General features: G+C 63.1%; 24 protein-coding genes. 7 read left to right on the plus strand and 17 right to left on the minus strand.

Features of this window, described 5'->3' with window-relative positions; translation table 11 throughout:
- A complete protein-coding gene (locus ABX74_RS22900; protein WP_047889810.1) occupies positions 1 to 3,249 on the minus strand; it encodes a BTAD domain-containing putative transcriptional regulator in 3,249 nt (1,082 codons plus the stop codon).
- A 49-nt stretch (positions 3,250 to 3,298) separates the two neighbouring features.
- Here ABX74_RS22900 and ABX74_RS22905 point away from each other — a divergent pair, with 49 nt between their 5' ends.
- Positions 3,299 to 4,168, plus strand: coding sequence for a 1,4-dihydroxy-2-naphthoate polyprenyltransferase (locus tag ABX74_RS22905; protein WP_019744341.1), 870 nt, complete (start codon positions 3,299 to 3,301; stop codon positions 4,166 to 4,168).
- 12 nt (positions 4,169 to 4,180) lie between these two features.
- On the opposite strand, the gene ABX74_RS22910 is transcribed toward ABX74_RS22905, so the two are convergent.
- From ABX74_RS22910 to ABX74_RS22925, 4 genes are read right to left on the minus strand one after another with little or no spacing between them, the layout of a single operon-like run.
- Positions 4,181 to 4,561, minus strand: a complete 381-nt coding sequence (locus tag ABX74_RS22910) for a phage holin family protein (protein ID WP_003941998.1) — start codon at positions 4,559 to 4,561, stop codon at positions 4,181 to 4,183.
- Between the two features lie 49 nt (positions 4,562 to 4,610).
- Entirely contained in the window at positions 4,611 to 5,177 is a 567-nt protein-coding gene (locus tag ABX74_RS22915; RefSeq protein WP_047889755.1) for a Clp protease N-terminal domain-containing protein, read from the minus strand.
- 5 nt (positions 5,178 to 5,182) lie between these two features.
- Positions 5,183 to 5,434 (minus strand): HTH domain-containing protein, encoded by a 252-nt coding sequence (locus ABX74_RS22920; protein WP_003941869.1) that lies wholly within the window; start codon positions 5,432 to 5,434, stop codon positions 5,183 to 5,185.
- 54 nt (positions 5,435 to 5,488) lie between these two features.
- The gene (locus ABX74_RS22925) at positions 5,489 to 6,226 is read right to left on the minus strand and encodes a lysophospholipid acyltransferase family protein (RefSeq protein WP_021333944.1); all 738 of its coding nucleotides are present in this window, start codon (positions 6,224 to 6,226) and stop codon (positions 5,489 to 5,491) included.
- A 122-nt stretch (positions 6,227 to 6,348) separates the two neighbouring features.
- Between ABX74_RS22925 and ABX74_RS22930 the strand changes: the two genes are divergently transcribed.
- Positions 6,349 to 6,972, plus strand: coding sequence for a GNAT family N-acetyltransferase (locus ABX74_RS22930; protein WP_020968948.1), 624 nt, complete (start codon positions 6,349 to 6,351; stop codon positions 6,970 to 6,972).
- Here ABX74_RS22930 and ABX74_RS22935 read toward each other — a convergent pair.
- Positions 6,870 to 7,973 (minus strand): PLP-dependent cysteine synthase family protein, encoded by a 1,104-nt coding sequence (locus tag ABX74_RS22935; protein WP_047889756.1) that lies wholly within the window; start codon positions 7,971 to 7,973, stop codon positions 6,870 to 6,872. The genes ABX74_RS22930 and ABX74_RS22935 overlap by 103 nt on opposite strands.
- Positions 7,970 to 8,356 (minus strand): DUF4229 domain-containing protein, encoded by a 387-nt coding sequence (locus ABX74_RS22940; protein WP_019744347.1) that lies wholly within the window; start codon positions 8,354 to 8,356, stop codon positions 7,970 to 7,972. Before ABX74_RS22940 ends, ABX74_RS22935 begins: the two co-directional genes overlap by 4 nt.
- Before the next feature lie 291 nt (positions 8,357 to 8,647).
- On the opposite strand from ABX74_RS22940, the gene ABX74_RS22945 reads away from it, so the two are divergent.
- Both ABX74_RS22945 and ABX74_RS22950 read left to right on the plus strand, forming a co-directional pair.
- Entirely contained in the window at positions 8,648 to 8,860 is a 213-nt protein-coding gene (locus ABX74_RS22945; protein ID WP_003942029.1) for a BldC family transcriptional regulator, read from the plus strand.
- Between the two features lie 164 nt (positions 8,861 to 9,024).
- Complete coding sequence (locus ABX74_RS22950; RefSeq protein WP_019744349.1) at positions 9,025 to 9,231, plus strand: hypothetical protein; 207 nt, start codon at positions 9,025 to 9,027, stop codon at positions 9,229 to 9,231.
- Positions 9,232 to 9,256: 25 nt separating this feature from the next.
- On the opposite strand, the gene ABX74_RS22955 is transcribed toward ABX74_RS22950, so the two are convergent.
- From ABX74_RS22955 to hemL, 7 genes are all read right to left on the minus strand, one after another.
- On the minus strand, positions 9,257 to 10,945 hold the full coding sequence (locus ABX74_RS22955) for a MinD/ParA family protein (protein WP_189637349.1): 1,689 nt from the start codon (positions 10,943 to 10,945) through the stop codon (positions 9,257 to 9,259).
- Between the two features lie 142 nt (positions 10,946 to 11,087).
- The gene (gene ccsB, locus ABX74_RS22960) at positions 11,088 to 12,050 is read right to left on the minus strand and encodes a c-type cytochrome biogenesis protein CcsB (RefSeq protein ID WP_047889757.1); all 963 of its coding nucleotides are present in this window, start codon (positions 12,048 to 12,050) and stop codon (positions 11,088 to 11,090) included.
- Complete coding sequence (locus ABX74_RS22965; protein ID WP_021333939.1) at positions 12,047 to 13,711, minus strand: cytochrome c biogenesis protein ResB; 1,665 nt, start codon at positions 13,709 to 13,711, stop codon at positions 12,047 to 12,049. The genes ccsB and ABX74_RS22965 overlap by 4 nt, the downstream gene beginning before the upstream one ends.
- Entirely contained in the window at positions 13,708 to 14,556 is an 849-nt protein-coding gene (locus ABX74_RS22970) for a cytochrome c biogenesis CcdA family protein (protein ID WP_019744353.1), read from the minus strand. The genes ABX74_RS22965 and ABX74_RS22970 overlap by 4 nt, the downstream gene beginning before the upstream one ends.
- 2 nt (positions 14,557 to 14,558) lie before the next feature.
- Positions 14,559 to 15,164 carry a TlpA disulfide reductase family protein gene (locus ABX74_RS22975; protein ID WP_003942071.1) on the minus strand — a complete coding sequence of 202 codons (606 nt, stop codon included), beginning with the start codon at positions 15,162 to 15,164 and terminating at the stop codon, positions 14,559 to 14,561.
- A complete protein-coding gene (locus tag ABX74_RS22980) occupies positions 15,161 to 15,820 on the minus strand; it encodes a histidine phosphatase family protein (RefSeq protein ID WP_003941868.1) in 660 nt (219 codons plus the stop codon). Before ABX74_RS22980 ends, ABX74_RS22975 begins: the two co-directional genes overlap by 4 nt.
- A 67-nt stretch (positions 15,821 to 15,887) precedes the next feature.
- Positions 15,888 to 17,213: a glutamate-1-semialdehyde 2,1-aminomutase gene (gene hemL, locus ABX74_RS22985; RefSeq protein WP_047889812.1), complete on the minus strand. Its 1,326-nt coding sequence runs from the start codon at positions 17,211 to 17,213 to the stop codon at positions 15,888 to 15,890.
- 110 nt (positions 17,214 to 17,323) lie between these two features.
- On the opposite strand from hemL, the gene ABX74_RS22990 reads away from it, so the two are divergent.
- The gene (locus ABX74_RS22990) at positions 17,324 to 17,671 is read left to right on the plus strand and encodes a hypothetical protein (RefSeq protein ID WP_029254849.1); all 348 of its coding nucleotides are present in this window, start codon (positions 17,324 to 17,326) and stop codon (positions 17,669 to 17,671) included.
- 59 nt (positions 17,672 to 17,730) lie between these two features.
- On the plus strand, positions 17,731 to 19,662 hold the full coding sequence (locus ABX74_RS22995; protein WP_024487810.1) for an acyl-CoA dehydrogenase: 1,932 nt from the start codon (positions 17,731 to 17,733) through the stop codon (positions 19,660 to 19,662).
- Positions 19,663 to 19,702: 40 nt separating this feature from the next.
- Here the strand turns inward: ABX74_RS22995 and ABX74_RS23000 are convergent, their stop codons facing one another.
- Positions 19,703 to 20,719, minus strand: a complete 1,017-nt coding sequence (locus ABX74_RS23000) for an ABC transporter permease (protein ID WP_019744356.1) — start codon at positions 20,717 to 20,719, stop codon at positions 19,703 to 19,705.
- Between the two features lie 131 nt (positions 20,720 to 20,850).
- Here ABX74_RS23000 and ABX74_RS23005 point away from each other — a divergent pair, with 131 nt between their 5' ends.
- A complete protein-coding gene (locus ABX74_RS23005) occupies positions 20,851 to 21,411 on the plus strand; it encodes a TetR family transcriptional regulator (RefSeq protein WP_019744357.1) in 561 nt (186 codons plus the stop codon).
- Here the strand turns inward: ABX74_RS23005 and ABX74_RS23010 are convergent.
- Both ABX74_RS23010 and ABX74_RS23015 read right to left on the minus strand, forming a co-directional pair.
- Entirely contained in the window at positions 21,402 to 22,277 is an 876-nt protein-coding gene (locus tag ABX74_RS23010) for a TIGR03619 family F420-dependent LLM class oxidoreductase (RefSeq protein WP_019744358.1), read from the minus strand. The two genes, ABX74_RS23005 and ABX74_RS23010, sit on opposite strands and share 10 nt — an antisense overlap.
- Positions 22,274 to 23,932: an ABC transporter substrate-binding protein gene (locus tag ABX74_RS23015; protein ID WP_047889758.1), complete on the minus strand. Its 1,659-nt coding sequence runs from the start codon at positions 23,930 to 23,932 to the stop codon at positions 22,274 to 22,276. The genes ABX74_RS23010 and ABX74_RS23015 overlap by 4 nt, the downstream gene beginning before the upstream one ends.
- Positions 23,933 to 23,937 lie beyond the last annotated feature (5 nt).

The raw sequence follows: 23,937 nt of genomic DNA on the forward strand, positions 1-23,937 counted from the left end.
CTAATCCAGCACCGGTCCGCGAAGCGCAGCCAACACTGCTTCGCGGACCGCTCTGCGTGAGTAACCCGATACCTTCTCGGTTTCCACAGACCACTTGTCGGCTCCGACTACACCAACCGCGAATTCGGAGAGGCGCGCATGGTGGAGCGAGACGAAGTCCTGTCTCCCCGGCATTTTCAACGACAGAGCCATCAGTTCGACCCCTCGATCGATGTTGCCCGTGACAAGATCGAACGACCCGATCGCCGACGCCAAGGAACCCGCGAGCGGCAGGTCCGCATAACCCTTGGGATCGAACTTGAGAGCACTCGAATCCTTCATCTGCAGAACACGATTTGCCACGAGTTCATGTCGGCCGTGAACGACGTGAGCACACACTGCCGCAGCACCGAGCAGAACGACGAAGGGATCACCGAAGATGTTCTCGATCGCAGAGCCCAACAACTCCAGTGCTTCTCGATACCTGGCCAACCCTTCGTCGATTCGGCCGTCGGCGAGATCCGCCTCGGCGATGCTCGCTATGAGCGCCGCGCGCCGTTGATCGGTTTCGATGGCACCGGTCCCACCCGAGTGCGCCAAGGCCGGGCGTGCCCGATCGAGAAGTGTTCGCCCGCCGGCGGTGTCACCGGATGCGATCATTGCTCCGGCTTGAAAGCAGATGAGCTGCATCGCCTCGTCACGTGCACCGAGGCGTTCCATCGACGCCGCCGCAATCGCGTAGAACTCGATGGCCTCGCCATATCGCGCGGATTGGCTGTGGACCGACCCGACATGCTGGGCCGCCATCGCAAGGCCCCACTCGTCACCGGCATTGGTCGCGTAGTCGAACAACGCTTCCCCGTCCAGCAAAGCGCCCCGCAGATCCCCGATGTTCTCGCGCATATTCGAACGCGCGGACAGCGCAGCCATTCGGGTCTCGGGGTCGGAACTGCGAACGCCTTCCGCAACCAAACGCGCAAGTCTGTGGTTGGCGGTCCCACTCGTGGTCAGCTTGATCAGAAATGCGAACAACGGACCGAGATCATCGCGCTCACGCAACAGCTTTCGAAGACGAACCCGCGCGCGGGCATGGTTTCGATCGGTCTCCGCGAAAAACAGATGCATCGCCACCAGAATGAACGTCGCGCCCACCAATTCTGCATTTACATCGCGTAGATCGTTGTCCGCGGTCGCCCCGACGATCTTCGACGCCCAGTTCGAGACTTCCGAATTCGATCCTCGTACGGCCCACAGAATCGCGAGGACGGGAAAGACATTGGCTACGGTGACCGCGTCGCCGCGCTCCACGGCCCAGCGAAGAACCGCGAGAAGGTTGTCGTGCTCGGCGTCGAGGTCGGCAATCAGGCGCAGCTGATCCGTGCGTGCACGCACGACGGCGTCCTCGGCGATCGCGATTGCCCAGTCATCCAGGCGCCGGATGACTTCCGGCCCCTCTCCGGACGCGGCGAGTCGCTCCTCGCCGTATTCACGGACCGTCTCGAGCATGTAGTACCGAAGCTCACCCTGCCCGTCGCTGACGGAAAGAAGTGACTGATTGACCAGCGCTTCGACGGCGCCGGCCACATCGGTCAACTCGCCCCACCCGGCAACGGCCTGCGCCGAGGAAAGCGTGAAACCTGCCGGGAATCGGCACAATCGACGCAGCGCAATCTGATCCCCGCTGCCCAACAGATTCCAGCTCCAGTCGATCACCGCGTGCAGAGTGCGATGCCGATCCGGAGACGTCGGATCATCGGAGCGCAACAACGCAAACCGATCTCGAAGTCTCGAACCGATCTCGTCGACGCTCATCGTGCGGACCCGGGCAGCCGCGAGCTCGATCGCCAACGGGAGTCCGTCGAGCGTCGTACACAGCTTGACGACCGCATCGACGTCCAGATGAACGGACGGCCGCACCGCACGTGCTCTCGCCGAGAAGAGTTCGACTGCCGAGCCGGTTCCGTCGTCGATCGCCAACGGCGGCAACGGGTACACCGCCTCGGCACTGATCATGAGCGGCGAACGACTGGTGGTCAGTACCGTCAGCTGACGACCGGCCGCGATCATCTCGGCCACTATCTCCGAACACGCGCCGATCACGTGCTCGCAATTGTCGAGGATGAGCAACATCGGACCGGCGGACAACGCCTCTTTGAGTCGCTCTCGCGCCGAATGCGTCCGGCCGACGGTCAATTTGCCTGGCGCCAGATCGGATTCGCTGATTCCGAGGGTGCCGCCGATGGCCGCGATGACATCTTCACTGCTGCGCAACGACGCCAACTCCACGAGTACCACCGCGACGCCAGGCTGGTTCACGGATCCGCGCAGGCCCAATTCGTGTGCGAGACGGGTTTTTCCGGCGCCACCGGGTCCGAGAATGGTGACCACACGTGAGCGAGCCAGCAAGGATTCGATCTGGTCGATGTCGCTGTCGCGACCGAGCAAGGTGTTGGGGGCAGCGCGTAGACCGATCGCCCGCGCAGCTCGCGGTGTTGCCGCAGGTGCCCCGAGAAGTTCCGCGTTCAGAGTCACCAGTGCGGGTGACGGATCAGCGCCCAGGCGATTGGCGAGGTGGTTGCGGAACTCCGCGAACACTTCGAGTGCCTCGTTGACTCGGCCGGCTCCGGCGAGCGCACGCATCAACGCTTCGGCCGCTGTGTCGTCGAACGGGCTAGCCAGATGGCGTCCGCGCACCAGTGGAATGGCGGCCGCGTACTCCCCCAACGTGAGCAACGCGTCGATCTGCGCGGACTCCAGTTCGTCGTACACACGGCCTGCGTCGAGCGCCAGACGATCTGCGACGTCGCCGACCACGTCGCTCCCGGGGGTACCGCGCCACAGGCGCAGCGCCGCGGTCGTGAGGGCGAGTGCCTCGGACGCGTCGGCGCCGCCGGCGCGCAGACGACGGACGGCGTCCGCTGCCCGGGCCAGGTCGACACGCTCCCGAGCGAGAGTGAGCCGGTATCCGGCCGCCGTGACTTCGAGCGCCCCGTCCGGAAGTGCAGATCGCAGGCGCGAGACCTGAGTGTGGAGGGCGTTCATCGGTGAGCGCGGCGGCTCCAGCCCCCAGACGTCGTCGATCAGGCTCTGCGCAGTACGGGCCTCACCCGGATTGCGAGCCAGCGCAACCAGCAGAGTTCGAGCTCGCGGACCCGGCAACGGAACCAGACGATCGCCCACTTTGGTCGAAATGGGTCCGAGCAAGGCAATGTCTGCCGGGTCTTCGCCCGACTGCGCGTACCTGGCGCGCTCACTCACGTCTCGAGTCATGTGCTGATCCACCGCGTTCGATCGTATTGCACAGTGCAAAGATCGTTGTATGGCAACAGCTGCTCAATGGATCGAAGGCGCGAGGCCGCGCACACTCCCGAACGCGATTGCGCCCGTGCTGGTCGGCACCGGAGCCGCGGCGTCCCTGGACCTCGCAGTGTGGTGGAAGGCGCTCCTGGCACTGATCGTCTCCTTGGCCTTGATCGTCGGGGTGAATTTCGCGAACGACTACTCCGACGGAATCCGCGGAACGGACGACGACCGCGTCGGGCCACTGCGCTTGGTCGGATCGAAGTTGGTCAGTCCCGGAGCTGTGAAGGCCGCAGCGATCAGCTGCTTCACCGTTGCCGCTGTAGCCGGGTTCGTTCTGGCGGCGACCACAGCCTGGTGGCTGGTTGCGGTCGGCGTGTTCTGCATCATCGGTGCCTGGTTCTACACCGGCGGCAAGAAGCCGTACGGATACAGCGGGTTCGGCGAGATCGCCGTGTTCATCTTCTTCGGGCTGATCGCAGTGCTGGGAACTCAATTCGTACAGGCCGAACGGGTGGATCTGGCCGGGCTGGCCGGCGCGATCGCCATCGGTTCATTCTCGAGCGCGGTGCTCGTTGCCAACAATCTTCGAGACATCCCGACCGACACCGAGTCCGGAAAGATCACTCTCGCAGTCCGGCTCGGCGACGCGAAGACCCGCACACTGCACGTGATCCTGCTGGCCGTCCCGTTCGTCGCGACCCTGCTGCTGATCCTGCGTACTCCGTGGGCCCTGCTCGGATTGCTGGCGTTGCCACTGGCAATCCGAGCCAACGCCCCACTGCGTTCCGGCGGTCAGGGTATGGCCCTGATCCCCGCGTTGCGCGACACCGGACTCGCCATGCTCGTCTGGGGTGCCGCGACCGCAGTTGCGCTCAGTCTCGCCTGAACGTCGACGTACTCAACGGTTGTCGGGGACGAACGCGCTGAGCAGAAAGTTCACGATCGAGATGATCAGCGCGCCCCAGACTGCCGTCCAGAAGCCGTCGACCGTCAAGCCGTAGGACGTTCCGGACGAGATCCACGCCGTCAGCATCAGCATGAGGGCGTTGATCACGAGCGTGAACAATCCGAGAGTCAGGATGAGCAGCGGTAGCGACAGAAGCTGCACTACCGGCTTGATGAAGGCGTTGACCACCGTGAAGATCAAAGCGATCACCGCGATCACGAGAACCGTGCCCCAGGTGCCGTTGTCGTGGTTGGCGATCGTGATGCCGGTGACCCACGCCGACGCCAGCCAGATGGCTATGCCGTTGATGATGAGACGTGCCAGAAATGTCATGTCTGAATGCTGGCACATCCCGCCCCGTGCATGCGGAGCCGTGCCGAATCTAGGCGGCGCGATTCATCTTCGCTTCCAAGCGCTCACGGATCACCGACATCGTGACCTGCGTTTCGAGGGCCTGACGGGTAGGCCCGTCGGCGACACGCAGGATGCCGAGCAGGATGTGTTCGGCACCGATTCGATTGTCCTTGTGCGCGAGCGCTTCACGAAGCGAGAGTTCCAACACCTTCTTGGAGTCCTTCTCGAATCGTGAACGAGGGAACCCAAATCGACTCTTGCGAGAAGTGTCGACGCCGTCCGGCACAGGAGTCTCGTCCAGCACACCTTCGCCGAAGGACTGCTCGAGACTCTCCCGAACCGCATCGAGATCGATGCCGATCGACTTGAGTATCTCGGCGTCGTCGTCGAAATTGTTCGAGCTACCTTCGTTCGATCCGGCGCCGGCGTGGTGGATCACGTCGAGGGAGACACCGGACTCGGTGAGCACCTCGGTGGCGATGCCCCGATCAGCGGTGAGCAGCGCGGTCAGAAGTTCCATCGGCGTGACCGGACCGGATCCGGCGACAGCATCGACAACGACGCCACGAGCCTGCGCGGAGAACCTTTCGAACATGACAATTACCTGCCCTTCTCGCGCAGTGAACGCAGCATCGATTCCGACTGCGCTGACGCGTATTTCTTGTGGACGGCTTGACGGCTGACCTCGAGAGCTTCCGCGATCGCCTGCCAGGACCATCCATGACGGCGCGCATTGGCGACCTGAATGGCCTCGAGTTTTTCGAGCAGACGACGCAGCGCTCGAACAGCACGCAATCCCTCGGTGGGATCCGGGCTGCCGGCGGCAGCAGCGAGAGAGGTTGCTTCGGTCATGATGTCAATTTAGGTTGACAACCGGAATCTGTCAACCAAAATTGACAGGCGCGTCTAGTATCCGGCGACGGCTCCGTTCACTGCCACCTGCAAGTCGGCCTGCACAGTTCGGGCGATATCCATCGGCTTGTCCGGAAGTTCGGTCACCGGCATTCCGACAAAGACACTCGCAGCCTTGACGTCGCCGGCCACCGGACCGTAATTGATGCCGATCGACACCAGGGCCGGTGAGCATCCCAACTTCTCGGCGCGCGCGACGATGTGGCCGATTCCGCTGTTGACGTGCTGCAGCCGCGTCGGATCTTCGGTGTTGCACGTCCCTTCCGGGAAAATCGCCAGACAATCCCCGTTGCCCAGCCGCTCGGCCGCGACGTCCATCATCACTCGGCCGGCATCCGAAACTGCACGGAGGCCGTAGTTCTTGCTGCGAAAAACCGGGATGCTGCCCATCATGTCGACCTTCTTGCGCTGTGAAGGATCAACGAAGAGTTCGTCTTTGGCGAGGACCCGGGTCCGTCCGATCACTCGACGCAACGGAGTCCGCCACGCGGTCGCGGCGAGCGTGAACTGGTCGCTCTCGGTCAGATGATTGACTGCCACGACCAACTGCGTCTTGCGTTCCAGCAGAGTCTTCAGCGCGGCTTCCGCACCCGGCGCGTACTTCACTCGCGGGCGGTACTTCAGCGCCAATGCGGCATAAGCGAGCTTCGCCACGAATCGGTTCTGCTGATGACTGCGGTAGTACTCGTACACAGCCTCGTAATTGTCGAGTGAAACTTCAGGATTGCCCATGATCCGCCCTCGCTGGAGAAGTGCCCCTTGACCAAACGATACACAACCTACGGTTGCGTAGGTTTGGGTTACAGAAGGCGTAGCGCTGGGAGAAACTCCACTCTCGAGGTAAAACGGTTTCTGTGATCCGCTCGGCCATATCCACCGACCTACCCGCACTGCAACAGATCGAGATCGCCGCGGGCGAACCGTTCCGAGACATCGGGATGGACGCCATCGCAGACGATCCACCGCCGACGCTCGACGAGTTGAACGATTTTCTCGCAGCCGAGCACATCTGGGTTCAGACCGACGCAAACGACGTACCCGTTGCGTACGCGCTCGTCGAGATCGTGGACGGCGGTGCACATATCGAACAGGTCTCCGTTCACCCCGATCATGCCCGCAAAGGCCTCGGAGCTCAGCTGATCGACGCCGTCACCGAATGGGCGGCGGACCACCACCACGATCTCGTGACTCTGACGACGTTCGTCGACGTTCCGTGGAACGCGCCGTACTACGAGCGACTCGGGTTCGTGCGTCTGGCCGAGAACACGCTCTCTCCCGGCCTGATACGCATCAGAACGGACGAGCAATCGTCCGGGCTGGACGCCTGGCCGCGGGTGACGATGAGCCGCCCGTCACACGGTCCGGCGCCGGCGATTCAGGAACTGGCCGTCCACGCACCCGAACGGACGAACTCGTCCAACACTGCCGTCGGACCGAGCAGGTCGATCCCTTCCGACGCCACCCATTCGTCGTTGTAGTACGTGCCCGAGTAACGCTCTCCGCCGTCGCACAGCAGCGTGACGACGCTGCCGCTGCGCCCGGCCGCCATCATCTCGGCAATCAACGCAAAAGCTCCCCACAGGTTCGTCCCCGTCGAGCCACCCACTTTGCGCCCCAGGGCTGCGCTGGCGTGCCGGGCGGCCGCGATCGAGCCTGCATCCGGCACCTTGATCATTCGGTCGACCACCTGACCGACAAACGACGGTTCGACGCGCGGACGGCCGATGCCCTCGATCCGGGAACCCCGTGTACCGACGATCGACGGATCGCTCGCTCGCCACGCGTCGAAGAACACGGAGTGCTCCGGATCTACCACGCACAGCCCCGTGTCGAATTTCCGATAGCGAAGAAAGCGGCCGATCGTGGCGCCGGTTCCGCCCGTCCCGGCTCCGACGACCACCCAGTCGGGAATCGGATGTTCCTCGTGCTCGAGCTGAGTGAAGATCGATTCGGCGATGTTGTTGTTTCCACGCCAGTCCGTCGCGCGCTCGGCGTGGGTGAACTGGTCCATGTAGTGACCGTTCAACTCACTCGCGAGCCGATGCGATTCCGAGTAGATCGAGGACGGATCGCTCACGAAATGACAACGTCCGCCCTGCGCCTCGATCAGTGCGATCTTGGCGGGACTCGTGCTCGCGGGCATCACCGCGACAAAATCCAGGCCGAGCAACTTCGCGAAATACGCCTCGCTGACAGCCGTCGAACCGGACGACGCTTCGATGACGGTGGTCTCTTCGGTAACCCAGCCGTTGCAGATCGCGTAGAGGAAAAGCGACCGTGCGAGTCGATGCTTGAGACTCCCCGTGATGTGGGTCGACTCGTCCTTCAGATAGAGCTGGACGGTCCAGTTACTCGGCAGCGGATAGCGCAGTAGGTGAGTGTCCGCGCTGCGTTGCGCGTCGGCTTCGATCAGCCGCACCGCGTTGTCGACCCACTGGCGCGAGGTCCGACGGTCGACGTCGAGCGACTCCGTGGTCACCGCCCGTCTCCGCGCAGCTTGGAGCGAAGATCGTCACGATCGGACCGACGCTGGGCGTCGACCGCCGCGATGCCCGCATTGACACGCTTGCGCAGTTTCGCGAAGAGCAGCAGCGACAGCGGCAGCGCGATCAGAACTGCGAACAGTGCCGCGACGATCAGGGGAACGTCGGTGCCGGCGAGCTTTCCGCCACCGATGATGACGGCACCGATCACGACGACAAGCAGCAGCCGAGCGACCGAGTACAGCACCACGTCGCGGGCCAGTTGACCCTTGGTCACCGGCCCGGCAGCCGACTTTGCTTGCCCAGAGTTTGCGGAGGGTTTACTGGCCTTGACCGGCTCAGAAGGAACATTTTCGGGGTTTTCAGACAACTGACTCACCCTCTCAGGTTACCCATTCCGAATACGGGTGGGACTGAGCCCGCTATATCCATTTTGTCCTTTACTTAAACATTACTTTATCTTGAAAGATCGACTACCCGGCTATATCTGTGCAAACATTGCGCTACCACTCAGAAAACGGTCGAATGTGAGCGAAGGACTTCGAAACAAACTCGACGCAGGTTTTTGGCAACTGGTCGACACAACGGTTCGGAACCAAAGTTCGGAATCACTGCTCGGTTCGGAATCACTGTTCGTCAAACGTTCGACATCAACATGGAGGACCTCACAATGAGCGCACCAACCTTCAATACCGCCGCAGACGCACTCATGACGCCCGGACAGGTAGCGGCATTGTTTCATGTCGATCCCAAGACCGTGACCCGCTGGGCACACGCAGGACGACTGGGCTCGCTTCGCACACCAGGAGGACATCGTCGATTCCGTGAGACCGAGGTCATGCAGCTTCTGCGCTCGCTGACCACCGAAGCGGACAACAACTGAGCAACTTCAGCTCACGTCGAAGTACATGTAGTACCCGACAGATCTTGCAGTACCCGACAGATACAGCACTAGCGCACTGAGCCGAAACGCTTGTCCGCACCACTTCTGGTGAAGCGGGCCGGAGACTGAGTAGGCTCGACTTCAGTTCCCTGAGGAGGTGCGCCGTGTTGTATCTGTTGGCGTTGGTGGGTTTGGTGACATTGATCGTTCTGATGTGGAAGGCGTTCGGGCCCGATCCGTCGACGCGTACCCCGGTGAGCGGCGTACGCGGGCCGGACGACGATCCCGAATTCCTGTGGAATGTGAACCAGCAAACACGACGCAAGCGCACGGAAGGGCCGGACGTACCGCCGACTGACACGTCGACGTAGCGTCCGGGCTCACCCGGCTATCCGATTACCGCCCCGGCAACGCGAACGGGGAGGCAGGAAAGTCCTGCGCAACCACCGCAGCCAACTCCAGCACCGCTTCCCGAGTACCTGGACGCAGCCGGTCCAGATCGATTTCGGCGCCCTCTTCCAAATGCGGATCGAACGGAATCAGTCTCACCGCTCGACAGCGCTGCTCGAAATGCTCGACGACCCGGGGCAGATCAACCTTGCCCGAGCGAGGCCGTACCGCGTTGATGACGGCTACGGACGTGGCGACCAGCCTGCTGTAACCGTGAGCGTCGAGCCAATCAAGTGTCGCGGAGGCGCTACGTGCACCGTCGACGGATCCGGAACTGACGACGATCAACGAATCTGCACCTTCGAGAATGGCCTGCATCGCCGAGTGCATCAATCCGGTGCCGCAGTCGGTCAGAACTATGCTGTAGAACTTCTCGAGCATGTCGACCGTGCGCGTGTAGTCCCCGCCGCTGAAGGCTTCTGAAACTGCTGGATCGCTGTCGGAGGCAAGCACTTCGAGACGGTGGCGATTCTGCGATGTGTAGCCACGGACGTCGCTGTACTTCTCGATGCTGTTCTCGTCGCGCAGCAGGTTTCGCACTGTTGCCGGAGTTTCGAGCGGGATCTTCTGGCTCAGCGTTCCCCGGTCGGGGTTTGCATCGACAGCGACGACGCGATCGCCGCGGATCGAGCCGAACATCGACCCCAGTGTCGCAGTGGTCGTGGTTTTTCCGACGCCACCTTTGAGACTGAGCACCGCAACCTTGTAGCAGCCCTGCAACGGCTGGTTGATCTGGCGCGTCAACTCGACGAGGTGCTGCTCCTTTGCACCGTTTCCGAGGTTCACCGATCGGCCGGACAACGTGTACAGCGCCTTACGCCAGCCACCCACCGGGGCACGCCGGACAGGCCGCTTGACGAGGAGCGCAGCCGAGAGATCTTGCGCAGTCATCGGGAGAGCTGACTCGAAGCGACTGTCCGGAGCCGAGTTGAATCCGGTCTGCGGCATCGGAGCGCGAGTAGGTGGCGCTGTCGGCGGGGCCATCGGCATGGCCAACCCATTCGGCACGGCCTGACCATTTTGCAGGGCGTGGCCGTTCTGCACCGGCGCAGCGCCGGGGTGCCCGAACTGCCGAATCACGGGATTTGGCGGATGCACGCCGGGCGCAAAAGGCGCCTGCGGGTGCTGGAGCGGTCTCGCGGATCCATGCGCGGTCGGACTGGGCTGCGAATTCTGGACAGGCAGCGGATTCTGGACAGGCAGCGAATTCTGGACAGGCTGCGAATTCTGGACAGGCTGCGGAGGGCCAGTTCGCGAATCCGGCACCGACCCTGCACGATTCGTAGGTTCGTAGGTCTGCATCGGCATCGCGGGCGAGGTCGAGAACTGGCCGTTGATCGGGCCCGGCTGTGCTGCCGGATACTGGATGACCGGAGTCTTGGGACCTGGTACCGGCGCCGCCGGAGTCGCTGGGGTCGTCGTCGGCGGCGGAGCGGCAGGTGCACTGGGCGCCTGGCCGGCGACTTGCTGGAGCGGGCCGGAGTCGACCGGGGCCACGAAGAGACTGCGAACATCACTGGGAACCGAGTCGGATGACGGCTCGGGCGCGGATGTGCGCAGCTCGCGCCGCGTCGGCTCGGCAGGACGCACCGGCTCCCACAATCCTGCTCCGGCGTCTTCGATCTTGTCGGCCATCTCGCAGTTCCCCCTCGTCGATCCCGCAGCTACCAGACAGCTAGTAATTCACCAAGCTGCATCGTAGCTGGCGCCGCCCCTGACTTACCCACCGGTGATACCTACAGACCGGTCGGCAGCCACCCACGGTACCTCGAGAGGATCAGTTGAGTCCCGCGTAGGAGTGCAAGCCGGACACGACCATGTTGATGATGAAGAGATTGAACAGCATCGCAACGAATCCGGCGATGTTGATCCAGGCAGCCTTCGTCTCCCGCCAACCAGACGTTGCCCTCGCGTGCAGGTAGGCCGCGTAGATCACCCAGGCGATGAAGGACATCGTCTCTTTGGGGTCCCAACCCCAGAAGCGTCCCCATGCAGCTTCCGCCCAGATCGCACCGAGGATCACACCTGCGCCGAACAGCGGAAATGCGATGATCGTGCTCTTGTATGCCAAGCGGTCGAGCGTCTGGGCGTCCGGCAGTCGCTCCGCGATCCGGCCGCCGATGCTCGTGCCTTCGTCACCGGGCGGGAACTTCAGTCGCAACAGGAACAGGAGGCTGGCGATACCGCCGATCATGAAGATGCCGGAGCCGACGCTGACGATCGTCACGTGAATCGGCAGCCAGTACGAGCGCAGCGCCGGAACCACGGGAGCCGCGTCGGCGTAGAGAACCGTGCCGGCGAGGAACATCAAGATCAGAACCGGTACCAGCAGGAAGACCCACATCGGACGGTACGCCGGCTTGATCAGCAGGACGTGCCCGACCAGCAACGACGCCGCACACGCCATCGCCACGAATTCGTACATGTTGCCGAGTGGGAATCGTTCCGTCGCAAATCCGCGGAGCACGATCGACGCGAAGATCAGTACCGTTCCGACAACCAAGACAGCTCGGCCCATTCCGCCGAATCGCTCCGAGAGCGACTTGGTCGGAGTCTCCGCGACCCTGCCAGGCACGGACGCATCGACTCCGCCGGCGGTGACCAGTTCCTTGTCTTGAACCGCCTTTGCTCTGGCCGACGCGTACTGCACGATGAGCAGCACAAACGCCAGCACGAGCACGGTGAAGGCGGACTTGAAGGCCCAGTCGCTGTACTGCGCGAGTGTCTCGTTGGTTGTCATCGGGCGTTCTCCTGCGCGTGCGGTTGGTTCACCGCGGTGGTCGGATTGCTTTTCAGCAAGCGGTCGGCGAGGCGGTCGAACTCGTCGCCCCAGCCTGCGTGGTCGGTGCGGGCAAGCCCACCAAGTTCTACTACAGTACGTCGTTCGTCATCTGGATAGATACGTGCCCAGACGCGGCGACGCTTGATCACGAGCGAGACGAGCAACCCCGCCATCATCGTCAACGCTGAAACCAGTACCCACACCTGAGCGGGATCGTGGGAGACCTGCAGGTTGACGAAGTCGACGGCACCATCGAATCGCACCTGAGTTCCGTCGGCAAGCGTCGCGCTCTCACCCGGGAACAGATTGACTCGGTCCTGCTTGACCAGCCGGCCCTGATTGATCAGTTCGGTGTTGAGTTCGAACAGCGATTGCGGGTTACCGGTATCGAGTCCGGTATCACCCTTGTAGATGTCGATGGCGACTGCCGGATCGTTCATCGCCGGGTAACTCGACGACAGCAGGTTGCCGTGGAACAGCGCTGTGGGCGCGAACAATCCTTCGATGGCAATCTGGTTCTTCCGGCGCTCGTCCGTATCGGGATACATGCCGCCCGGCGGGTCGAAACGCATCGCGCCACTACTCAGGAACGTCGTGGCGTCGTCCGGACGCCACTGGAGCGTCTCGGTGCGGGTCTCACCGTTCGGGAACGTGACGGTGAATGTCGGCGCGTATCCGTGTCCCTGCAGGTACACACGATCGCCGGCGATCCGCAGCGGGTGGTTCACCTGGATGGTCGTGTCCCGCCAGGTATCGGACTCGAGGTCGTCGCCTGCCTGGTACGAGATGTCCGAGGTGAACATCTCGGCCTGACCGGTCTCGAGGTAGTCGGCCTGGAAATTCTTCACACGGACACACAGCGGAGTCATGCCGGTGCCGTCGAGGCTCAGGCCCGCGACGAACGAGTCGAACACTGCCGGCGAAGTCGTGCAGAATCCGGGGCCGTCGTTGGCGATGACGATGCGATTGCCCTCGTAGCCGAACAACTTGCCCGCGGCGATCGCGATCAACAATCCGACCAGGGACAGGTGGAACACGAGGTTGCCGAATTCGCGGAGGTATCCCTTCTCCGCCGAGATGGTGATCTCGCCTTCGCGTCGTGATTTCGTATCGCCGCGACGCGTTTCGACGCGCCACCCACGCAGTTCTTTCGACACCCGGGCAGCAAGTTCGTCGGGAGTCTCGCCGTCGACGACGCTCTTGGTGTGGTGCGGCAGGCGAGCAAGATTGCGCGGCGCATTCACCGGACGGGTGCGCAGCGCCTTCGCGTGCTCCACGCAACGCGGCAGGATGCAGCCGACCAGCGAGATGAAGAGCAAAGCGTAGATCGCGGTGAACCAGAAGCTGCTGAACACGTCGAACAGTTCGAGGCGGTCCATCCACGGACCGAGCGTCGGACGCGCGGCGATGTAGTCGGCGACCTTGCCCTCGTTGAGGGTTCGCTGTGGCAGCAGGGCGCCGGGGATCGCAGCGAGTGCGAGGAGGAACAGCAGAACCAGCGCGGTCCGCATCGAGGTGAGCCCGCGCCAGGTGTTGCGCCCGAGTGCAACGACTCGACCGATCACCGACTGCTTCGGCAGCACGGGTGTCGGGTTGTCGTTATTGTCGTCAGCTGTCATATCGGCAGCGTCACCTCCGAGATAAATGCGTCGCGAACCCAGCCGACGAACTGGTCCCACGCGCCTGTGACGAGGGCGATTCCCACTGCCACCAACATGATTCCGCCGAAAATTTGAATGGTGCGTGCATTACGACGCAACCAGCCGACGCCGGTCAGCGCACGCGCCGACCCCAGCGCCAGAAAGATGAACGGCAGGCCGAGTCCGATGCAGTACGCGACGATCAAGGTGACACCGCGCGCGGCGGTCATCCCGTCGGTTCCCGCGGCTACGGACATCACGCCTGCCAACGTCGGCCCGAGGCATGGCGTCCACCCCAGCGCGAACACTCCCCCGAGCAACGGCGCCCCCACCAGCGACGACACACGACGCGGTTCGAAACGGACGTCTTTCTGCAGCGCCGGGATGAGTCCGATGAACACCAGACCCATCGCGATCGTGACCACACCGCCCACGCGCATCAGGACCTCGCGGTTGACGAGCAGAGTCGAGATCACGCCGAACACCGACGCGGTCGCGAGAACGAAGACGACGGTGAAGCCGGCGACGAACAATCCGGCCGCACCGGCGACCCTCAGGCGGCTGCTCCGGGTGATCGTCCGGGTCCTCGCCTCGTCGGCGGTGATCGCGGGGGCGTCGGCGCCGACGACGCCGGCCAGGTAGGACAGGTAGCCGGGGACGAGCGGCACGACGCACGGTGAAGCGAACGACACCAGACCGGCGAGCACACAGGCGCCGAGGGCCAGCAGAAGCGGACCGGACGACGCCGCGTTCTGAAACGCTTCGCCCACACCGGCACTCAGTGTGTCGCTGCCGGCCAGCAGCGTGGTGGTCGTGGTTGTCATCTTTACTGCGCGTCTTCCTGAGCTACTCGCTGGACGACGGGCAGCAAATCCTCGGCGAGAAGTTCTTGGAGGAACACCGCGGCGACGCGATGCTGGCGGTCCAGGACGATCGTCGTCGGAATGACCGACGTGGGGTAGCCGTCGCCGAGGGCGATCAGCGAACGCATCGACGGGTCGTAGATCGACGGGTACGAGACCTTGTTGTCGACCACGAAGTCCTGCGCTTTGTTCTTGGTGTCGTCGCGGACGTTGATGCCGAGGAACTGCACGCCCGAATCCTTGGTCTGCTCGTAGACCTGTTCCAGGTCGTCGGCTTCGGCGCGGCACGGCCCGCACCACTGACCCCAGACGTTGAGGACGACGACCTTGCCCTCGAAGTCGTCGACGCCGACCTTCTGACCTTCGTTCATCAGATCGGGCCCGGAGAGCTTGCCGATGGTGCCTCGGTCGGACGGTGGATCGTAGAAGATCTTGGTCTGCCCGCCCGGTGAGACGAAGTCGAAAGTTCCGCCCTGTGCGACGGCGTCGTCGCCGGTCGCGCAGGACGAGAGAAGAAGCATCGCCGACGCAGCGGCTGCGAATGCTGCGGCGATGCGGCGCGAAATCATGCTCCTGTCACTCTCGGGTCGGAGGCACCGGCAGGTTCGGAGTAGACGATGTCAACCAGGGTGTCGCCTTCGTAGACCAGTGAGGTCAACGAGGCCAGTCCACACTGACGGTGACGGGGATCGTGCCAGAGACGCTCGCCCTGCAGGAATCGACGCAGTGTCCAGACCGGAAGCTGATGGCTGACGACGACGGCTTCGTGTCCGACTGCCGCGACGCGTGCGGCGTTGACGGCTGCGAGCATGCGATGAGCGATCTGCAGGTAGGGCTCGCCCCAGGACGGGGTGAACGGGTCACGCAATTTCCACCAGTGACGCGGACGTGAGAGCGCACCGTCCCCGACGGCAACCTTGAGACCCTCGAACTCGTTGCCTGCCTCGATGAGGTTTTCGTCGGTGACGATGTCGAGCTTGTGTGCCTCGGCGATCGGCGTCGCGGTCTCTTGTGCGCGCTGCAGCGGCGACGCGACCACGTGGGTGATGTCGTGATCGGCGAGCACCGACGCGACCGCACGAGCCTGGGCTTCGCCCGCCACCGACAACCGGAAGCCCGGGAGCCGTCCGTAGAGGATCCCGCGCGGGTTGTGAACTTCGCCGTGGCGAAGGACGTGGACGATGGTGCGGGTGGACGTGTGGTCGGGGTGATCGGCGTCGGTCACAGTCGAGGGTCCTCGCTGAAGAAGATGGATGTCGGAAGCGTGCGGTTGTTGCTCGAGCTTGAACGTGTCAGGGCTTGACGGCAGCAGCTGCGGCCTTGGCGGCGTGCGGCATGGCGTCGGCGATGATCGAGAATGCTCGATCGTCGAGTGCAGCGGAGACGAACCACGCTTCGAACGCGCTCGGCGGCGGGTACACGCCGCGGGAGAGCAACGCGTGGAAGAAGGCGGGGAATCGCCAGGTCTGCGCGGCTTTGGCTTCGTCGTAGTTGGTCACCGTGTTCTCGGTGAAGAACACGCTCACCAAGGTTCCGGCGTACTGCACACGGTGTTCGACGCCTTCGGCGGTGAGGGCTTGGGTCATGAGGTCGCCGAGGGCGGTCGCGTTCCGGCCGAGCTTGGCGTACACCTCGGCGTCGGCGGCGCGCAGACTCGCGAGTCCGGCGGCGACGGCCACGGGGTTACCCGAGAGGGTGCCGGCCTGGTACACGGGACCGTCCGGCGCGAGGTGGCCCATGATGTCGGCGCGGCCGCCGAAGGCTGCGGCAGGCAGGCCGCCGCTCATGACCTTGCCGAAGGTGTAGAGGTCGCCGGCGACGTTGTCGATGCCGTACCAACCCGAGGCGCTGACGCGGAATCCCGTCATCACCTCGTCCATGATCAGGAGTGCGCCGTGCTCACGGGTGAGACGACGCAGACCCTCGTTGAAACCGGGAAGCGGTGCGACGGCGCCCATGTTCCCGGCGGCAGCTTCGGTGATGACGCACGCGATGGCGTCGGGGTTGGCGGCGAACGCCGCGGCGACTGCATCGAGATCGTTGTAGCGGACGACGATGGTGTCTTCGGCTTGAGCGCCGGTCACGCCGGGTGAGGTCGGCAGCCCGAACGTCGCGAGGCCCGATCCGGCGTCGGCGAGAAGGGCATCGACGTGGCCGTGGTAGCAACCGGAGAACTTGATGATCTTGGTGCGGCCGGTGAATCCGCGGGCGAGGCGGACTGCGCTCATCGTGGCTTCGGTTCCGGAGTTGACCAGACGAACCTTTTCCACGGGCGCGACGCGGGCGACGATTTCCTCGGCGAGAGCAACTTCGCCTTCGGTCGGCGCACCGAAGGAGAGACCTCCGAGGGCTGCTTCGCGAACGGCTTCGACGACTGCCGGGTGAGCGTGCCCGAGAATCATCGGACCCCAGGACGACACCAGGTCGACGTAGTTGTTTCCGTCGACGTCGGTGAGGGTGTAGCCGGATGCTTCGCGAATGAATCGCGGTGTTCCGCCGACCGAACCGAACGCGCGGACGGGCGAGTTGACGCCACCCGGAATCACGTTGCCGGCACGTTCGAAGAGCCGAGCGGAGTTCGTTGCATGCACGTCGGGATCACCGGAAGACACAGTCACGGCTTCCAGTGTCCCAGTTCTGTCGAATCTGACAACGACAGGGTGTAGGACTTCGGTGCTCGAGGCGAGTTTTCCGGTCGAACCGGGCCCCACGTGAGACGATTCCGAGCATGAAGCGACTGTTGACGACGCTGATGGTCTCGGCTGCGATTCTTCTCACATCGTGTGGTTCGGACGCTTCGAACGACGACAAGGCGACAGTTTCGTCGCCGCCGAGCGCCACAGACTCGGCTCGAACCACCGCGACAACGAGCACCGACCCGGCGTTTCTCGGCGGGTGTTCGGCAGTGTCCGTCTACGTTCAGCAGCGTGTTCAGAGCGGCGACACGTCGACACAGACAGCGGGCGCCGACTTCCTGAAGATCGTCGAGAACGACCCTTCGTACCAGGCTATGTCCGAGAGCGAGAAGGAACTCTTCCGCCAAGGAATCGAAGCGGGTGCCGCGGGCTCCTGCTGAATGTGAGGTTGGGATCGAACCGGGTTGCCCGCGGTGCGCTACGCGCTATCGTCGGTTCCATGGCCACCACAGCGGACCACCTCAGGACAACACTCGACGGACGCTGGCGGGAGGTGCGTGAGCGCGTTCGCGGCGAATTGAACGACGAACGTTTTGCTCCGCACTACACACCCAACACCGCCATTGCGCGCTCCAAGGCTCTCGAACAGATGCGGGTCCTCGCCGATCTCGGCTACGCCGCAAACGGTTTCGCGGTCTCTCACGGCGGAACGGGCGACGCGGGTGGCGCCGTCACCAGCATCGAGATGCTCGCGATGTCCGACCTCTCACTGATGGTCAAGGCCGGCGTGCAGTGGGGACTGTTCGGCGGCGCCATCGAAAACCTCGGCACCGAGCGTCACCACCAGGCGTACGTCAAGCCGCTGATCGACCTGGACCTGCTCGGTTGCTTTGCGATGACCGAGACCGGTCACGGCAGCGACGTCCAGGAACTCGAAACCACGGCAACCTACGACGTCGAGACGGGCGAGTTCGTCGTCAACTCCCCCACCCCGTCTTCTCGCAAGGACTACATCGGCGGCGCTGCCCAGCACGCCACTGTCGCGGCAGTGTTCGCACAGCTGATCACCGGAGGCGAAAGCCAGGGCGTCCACTGCTTTGTCGTGCCGATTCGTGACGACGCCGGCAACGACCTCCCCGGAGTGACGACGTCCGACTGCGGGCTCAAGGGTGGACTGCCCGGAGTCGACAACGGCCGCATCGTCTTCGACCAGGTCCGCATCCCGCGGGAGAACCTGCTCAACCGTTACGCCGACGTCGCCGAGGACGGCACGTACAGCTCGGCGATCGAGAACCCGAACCGTCGGTTCTTCACGATGGTCGGCACATTGGTTCGTGGACGTGTCACCGTCGGTGGTTCGGCGGCAGCGGCCGCCCGCGTGGGATTGGCCATTGCCGGTCGATATGCCCTGCAGCGCAGGCAGTTCAGTGCTCCGAAGAGTGACGACGAGGTCCTGATCATGGACTACCTCGTCCATCAGAAGCGTCTGCTGCCGTTGATCGCCCGCTCGTACGCTCTGCAGTTCGCACAGAACGAACTGGTCGCCGCGATGCACGACATTCAGAGCAGCGACGACCCGGACCCGCAGGAGCAGCGCGAACTCGAGGGTCGTGCCGCCGGACTCAAGGCCGCCAACACGTGGCATGCCACTCGGGCAATCCAGGAAGCACGCGAAGCCTGTGGTGGCGCAGGCTATCTCGCCGAGAACCGCCTCACCGCGCTCAAGGCTGACACTGACGTCTTCACCACGTTCGAGGGTGACAACCACGTTCTGACGCAGTTGGTCGCAAAAGAACTCCTCACCTCGTACGCCGACGAAGTCCGCGGCATGAGCCCGGTCGACTGGATGCGCTTCGCGGCAACGACGGTCTCCGACGTGGTCAAGAAGCGCACGGCAGCGCAGCAGATCCTGCAGACGATCGTCGACACTCGCCAGGACAACGAAGAGGACGGCAGCCTCTTCAACCGCGGCACCCAGATGAAGATGTTCGAGGACCGCGAGGAGTACCTACTCGCCACTGCGGCAAGGCGATTGCAGGCAGCGCAGAAACGCGAGGAGAACCCGTTCGACGCGTTCAACTTCGTGCAGGACCACGTACTCAAAGCCGCTCAGGCGCACATCGAGCGTGTCATCCTGGAAGCATTCGTCGCCGGCATCGACTCGTGTGAGGACGAGACCGCAAAGGAACTCTTCGGCGAGGTGTGCGATCTCTACGCACTGTCCGTGATCGAAGAGGACAAGGCCTGGTTCATGGAGCACCGGCATCTGTCGGTGGAGCGTTCGAAGGCCGTGACGCGCGGGATCAACGAGCGTTGCCGCACCCTGCGCCCCCACGTCGAGACACTGATCGACGGGTTCGGCATTCCGGACATCCTGCTGGGGTCCGCGATGCTCGACGGACCGGGCACGGACGCCGTACGGCTGAAGTAGACAGTTCGGGTGGGGTCGGCAATCGCCGGCCCCACCACATTTATTGCGCTGCCGTCTTTTTCGACTGCCGAGAGGCAAGCAGTCCGGTCAGGCCGAGTGCCGCGACCAGCCAGATCCCCAGAACGAGCAGGTGCGGTCCGGCGCCGTTCCCATCGAAGTAGATGACGGAGCGGATGGGCTCCATGGCCGCTGATCCGAGCCAGAACGAATGGATGTGCTGCCAGAATCCGGGCAGGAACGACACCGGGATCGCACCACCCGAACTCGGGAAGTTGATGAAAACGAGCACCGTCAGCACCGCGAAGATCGCGGCTTGGCCGAGCAGTCGATTGAGCAGGATGCTCACCGCACCGACGGTGAACGTGTAGAGCATCGAGATCCCCAGCAATTGCAGGATCTGACCGACCGACGCCCCGAAGGCGTGCATGAAGATGCTGGTGATGCCGAAGGCTATGAGCGGGGTGAGTATCGCCGCACCGGCCAGGATCGAATACTGCTCTCGCAGCCGCATTCTCGGCGCAACCTGACTGAGCACCGTGATGGTCAGGTAGCCACCGAGGGTGCAGACGATCAGGAAGTAGAAGAGCCCGACGGTAGAGGAGTCGCGCGCCGTGACGGGCGCCGAGTCGATCACCGTGACCTGCTGCCCCGTCTGCTCCGCGACGGAATGCGCCAAGCTGCTCACCACGGAAACCGTCGAGGCACCCGCACCGGTGGCGATATGGGCGGTCACGGTGTCACCGATCTCGACGGCGCCGATAGCGTCACGGTTGTCGATGCGCGAGATCGCGTCAGCCGAGTTCTCTGTGGCGACGAAGTCGAATTTGTCGCCAGACGTGGCTTCGATTCCCTCGATCAACGACGCCGTCACAGATGCTGGACCAACCACCACGATCGGTGCCTGGTTCGGCAACGGCGAGTGGAACGCGCTGACGTAACACAGGCAGAACATGATGACGAAGAACAGCGGAAACGCGAGTCCACTGCCCACCATCTTCCAGTTGGTCGGCGGATCGACAACCTCTTCACTGGGAACGCGGACATCGGTATCTGTCATATTTCACACTCTCTTCACTAACCGCATCTAGCTGTCAACACCGTTGACAGACTCAACAGTCAACACTGTTGACACGTTAGAGTCAACGCCGTTGACAACGAGGTCGGCGAGCGAGCACAGAGGTCGATGTCGTGACATCCACGAGGCACACACCAGAGCAGGAACAGCCCTCGACGTCCGAGGCGATTCGCGCCGCAGCGTTCCAACTATTCGGTGAGCACGGGTTCGGCGGCACGTCAGTTCGCGCCATCGCCAAAGTTGCCGGAATCGATCCGGCCCTGGTCATCCGGCATTTCGGGTCGAAGGAAGCGCTGTTCCTGGAAACCACTCCGGTTGCGGACTACTTCGAAGGTCAGTTCGACGGCCCACTCGACACCCTCGGTGAGCGGATCGCAGCCTTCGTCCTGGGCAAGGCCGACGCCCGGATGCTGTCGGTGTACACAGCGCTCATGCGAGCGTCGGACAGTCCACGCATCCGGGAGCGACTGCGCGAGATGACAGGCACGTTTGCCACCAATCTCGCCGCTCGCCTCGACGGTGAAGACGCGTACACCCGCGCACTCCTGGTCTCCGCCCAGGTGTCCGGCCTGTTGAGCGTCCTCAGCGACGAGAGCATCCCCCAGTCCGCAGATCGCGACGAGTTGGCAAAACTCTACGGCCGGGCGATGCAGACGCTGATCGATCAGTACTGAGTGATGACCTCCTCGGCAAACCGTCGAATGGAGTCGAGTCGCCCCTGACGATCACCGGCGTCAACTCCGTAGCGATACCAGGGCAACACTCTGATTTCCGTGACTCCGAGAGTCTCGAGTTCGCGATATCCGTCCAGATCACGAACATCCGTCGGCGAGACGTTGACGCCGAAAGGAACATCGGCACGACCGTACTCGACCCGCAATTCCGTGAGGCGATCGATGGCGGAGGCCAATTCGGCATTGGTCGCGTTCACCGACATCCAACCGTCAGCCAGCCTGGCTGCACGACGCAACCCCGGTTCGCTGTGCCCACCGATGTAGATCGGAACCGGAATCTCCGGAGCCGGACTGATCATCAGAGCGTCGAAATCGTAGTGCTTGCCGTGGTATTCGACCCATTCCGGCCCACGTCCCGCACACACCGCCTTGATGATCTCGATGGCTTCGTCGGTACGCGCACCGCGGGTGCGCATCTCGGTACCGGTGAAGGTGAATTCCTCGGGAATCCAGGACAAACCGACGCCGAGGGCGACGCGGTTCCTCGACATCACGGCCATGGTCGCGACCTGCTTGGCTGTCAACAGCGGATCGCGCAGTGGAAGTTTGAACACGTTGGTGTAGAACTGAATTCGCGATGTGACGGCCGCCATCGCCGCCATGGCAATGAACGGATCAGGCATCGGCGTCTCGGGCGCCCACATCCGCTTCCCGTCAGCAGTGTACGGGTACGGCGCCGACACCTGCTCGGGATAGAACACGGAATCCGGCATCGCGATTCCGTCGAACCCCACCTCTTCGGCGACCTGCGCCAACTCGCACAGTTCCAGGGCGTCGATCATCGCACCCGCCAAGGACCACTTCATCGTTCCACCGTTTCGCCGTTGGGCGAGATCCAAGCGCCGCCCAAGAACATGATGTCGGTGATGTTGCGTACGACGCCGTGAACATTGCCGTCCCATGCGGTCAACACCGACGCCGGCCCCCAGATCACGTAAGGCACAGTCGCGTTGGCGTACTCCTGCACCTTGCTGATCGCCTCACGGACAGCATCGTCCGTCGATGCCGTCTGCACAGCTGTGATCATCGCGTCCATCTCCGGGTCCGCGAAGCCGGACGGGTTGTTCTTCGAATCACTGGCCATACTGTTGTACAAGTTGAGGTACGGCGCTTCTTCTCCGACCGGAGCGCCACCTCTGGTCATGTCGAAATCGTGGTCCTTGTATACCCGTCGAACCAGATCGGTCACATCGGTCGCGTAGTCGATGGTGACGTCGAAACCGATCGCGTTCAGCGACGCCTGAACCGTCAGTGCCGTCGCCTGTTGGCTGGGCTCCGGGGTGGTGAGGTAGCGGAGTTTCCCGTCGTACCCGTCGGACTTTGCTTGATCCAGCAGCGCCTTTGCCTTCACCTGATCGAACGGAATACCTGCTGTGTTGTTGAACCAACGTGACGTCTGCGGGACCAGATCGGAACTGGCGGTGCCCAATCCGTTGTTCGCACGAGTATTGACCGCCGCCGGATCCACCCCGTAGGCGATCGCCTGACGGACGCGTACATCGGCCCCGGGCTTGCCCTCGCGATTGTTGATCGTGCCGATCCCGTTCTGTCCGGTCGGACTGAGGTAACCCGAGTATCCGTCGTCGAGAGCTTGTTCGATCACGGCCTCGTCGCGGAGGATGTACGTCATGTCGATCTGGCCGCTCTTCAACGATTCGTACTGAGACTGCGCACCCGACGTGGGAACAAACCGCACTGTGTCCAGTGGAGGTTTACCGCCCTGATAATCCGTGCGTGCGGCGAGTACCAGTTCTTCGTGCGGGGCGAACTTGGCCAAGGTGAACGGACCCGCCCCGATCGGTGTGAACGCTCCCTCCCCGGTTCCTGAAACCGACCCTGCCCCTCCCCCTGAACTTCGCGCAACGATCATTCCGGGCCCGAGCGACAACAGCGCCGGGAATTGACGCCAGGGCCGCTCGAGCACGAATTCGACTGTGGTGGCGTCGAGCGTCTCGATCCGATCCACGATGTTGAGCCAGGTCTGCGATACATCACCCTTGCCTGCCACGAATCGATCGATACTCCACTTCACCGCTTCCGCGTCGAGCGGACTTCCGTCACTGAAGGTGAGGCCATCAGCCAAAGTGACGGTGTACGAAGTGAAGTCGCTGTTGTTCGACAGTGTCTTCGCGAGTTGTGGCACGAAGCTCCCGTTTGTGGAGTCGCTGCGTACCAGCGTGTCGTAAATCGCGGCCATTTCGGTTCCGCCGGTCGAACCGGCGGCTTGCGTTCTCATGGGGTCCAACGAGGAAGGGAACGAATAGGACCCGAAGGTGAGAACACCGCCGTCGATCCGCTCCCCCACATCTGGGGCGCCCACAAAACCAGCTGCGCCACTACTGCTCGGTGAAGCCGATCCCGAGTTGTCCCCACTGCTCGACGCGCAGCCGGCCAACATCAATGCACCGGCGAGCCCGAGCGCGACAAAGCGAGGGCCGAACCTAATCTTCTTGGTGTACATACGTT

The sequence above is a fragment of the Rhodococcus sp. ARP2 genome, from assembly GCF_001029585.1.
GTDB classification, from domain to species: domain Bacteria; phylum Actinomycetota; class Actinomycetes; order Mycobacteriales; family Mycobacteriaceae; genus Rhodococcus_F; species Rhodococcus_F erythropolis.

Excerpts from the sequence above, each read along its gene's own strand:
- ABX74_RS22995 (WP_024487810.1), top strand. The coding sequence starts at position 17,731 with ATGGCCACCACAGCGGACCACCTCAGGACAACACTCGACGGACGCTGG.
- ABX74_RS22955 (WP_189637349.1), bottom strand. The coding sequence starts at position 10,945 with ATGGCCGACAAGATCGAAGACGCCGGAGCAGGATTGTGGGAGCCGGTG.
- ABX74_RS23015 (WP_047889758.1), bottom strand. The coding sequence starts at position 23,932 with ATGTACACCAAGAAGATTAGGTTCGGCCCTCGCTTTGTCGCGCTCGGG.
- ABX74_RS22920 (WP_003941869.1), bottom strand. The coding sequence starts at position 5,434 with ATGACCGAAGCAACCTCTCTCGCTGCTGCCGCCGGCAGCCCGGATCCC.
- ABX74_RS22900 (WP_047889810.1), bottom strand. The coding sequence starts at position 3,249 with ATGACTCGAGACGTGAGTGAGCGCGCCAGGTACGCGCAGTCGGGCGAA.
- ABX74_RS23000 (WP_019744356.1), bottom strand. The coding sequence starts at position 20,719 with ATGACAGATACCGATGTCCGCGTTCCCAGTGAAGAGGTTGTCGATCCG.
- ABX74_RS22965 (WP_021333939.1), bottom strand. The coding sequence starts at position 13,711 with ATGACAGCTGACGACAATAACGACAACCCGACACCCGTGCTGCCGAAG.
- ABX74_RS22915 (WP_047889755.1), bottom strand. The coding sequence starts at position 5,177 with ATGTTCGAAAGGTTCTCCGCGCAGGCTCGTGGCGTCGTTGTCGATGCT.
- ccsB (WP_047889757.1), bottom strand. The coding sequence starts at position 12,050 with ATGACAACCAACGAGACACTCGCGCAGTACAGCGACTGGGCCTTCAAG.
- ABX74_RS22910 (WP_003941998.1), bottom strand. The coding sequence starts at position 4,561 with ATGACATTTCTGGCACGTCTCATCATCAACGGCATAGCCATCTGGCTG.
- ABX74_RS22905 (WP_019744341.1), top strand. The coding sequence starts at position 3,299 with ATGGCAACAGCTGCTCAATGGATCGAAGGCGCGAGGCCGCGCACACTC.
- ABX74_RS22990 (WP_029254849.1), top strand. The coding sequence starts at position 17,324 with ATGAAGCGACTGTTGACGACGCTGATGGTCTCGGCTGCGATTCTTCTC.
- ABX74_RS22970 (WP_019744353.1), bottom strand. The coding sequence starts at position 14,556 with ATGACAACCACGACCACCACGCTGCTGGCCGGCAGCGACACACTGAGT.
- ABX74_RS22945 (WP_003942029.1), top strand. The coding sequence starts at position 8,648 with ATGAGCGCACCAACCTTCAATACCGCCGCAGACGCACTCATGACGCCC.
- ABX74_RS22925 (WP_021333944.1), bottom strand. The coding sequence starts at position 6,226 with ATGGGCAATCCTGAAGTTTCACTCGACAATTACGAGGCTGTGTACGAG.
- ABX74_RS23010 (WP_019744358.1), bottom strand. The coding sequence starts at position 22,277 with ATGAAGTGGTCCTTGGCGGGTGCGATGATCGACGCCCTGGAACTGTGC.
- ABX74_RS22975 (WP_003942071.1), bottom strand. The coding sequence starts at position 15,164 with ATGATTTCGCGCCGCATCGCCGCAGCATTCGCAGCCGCTGCGTCGGCG.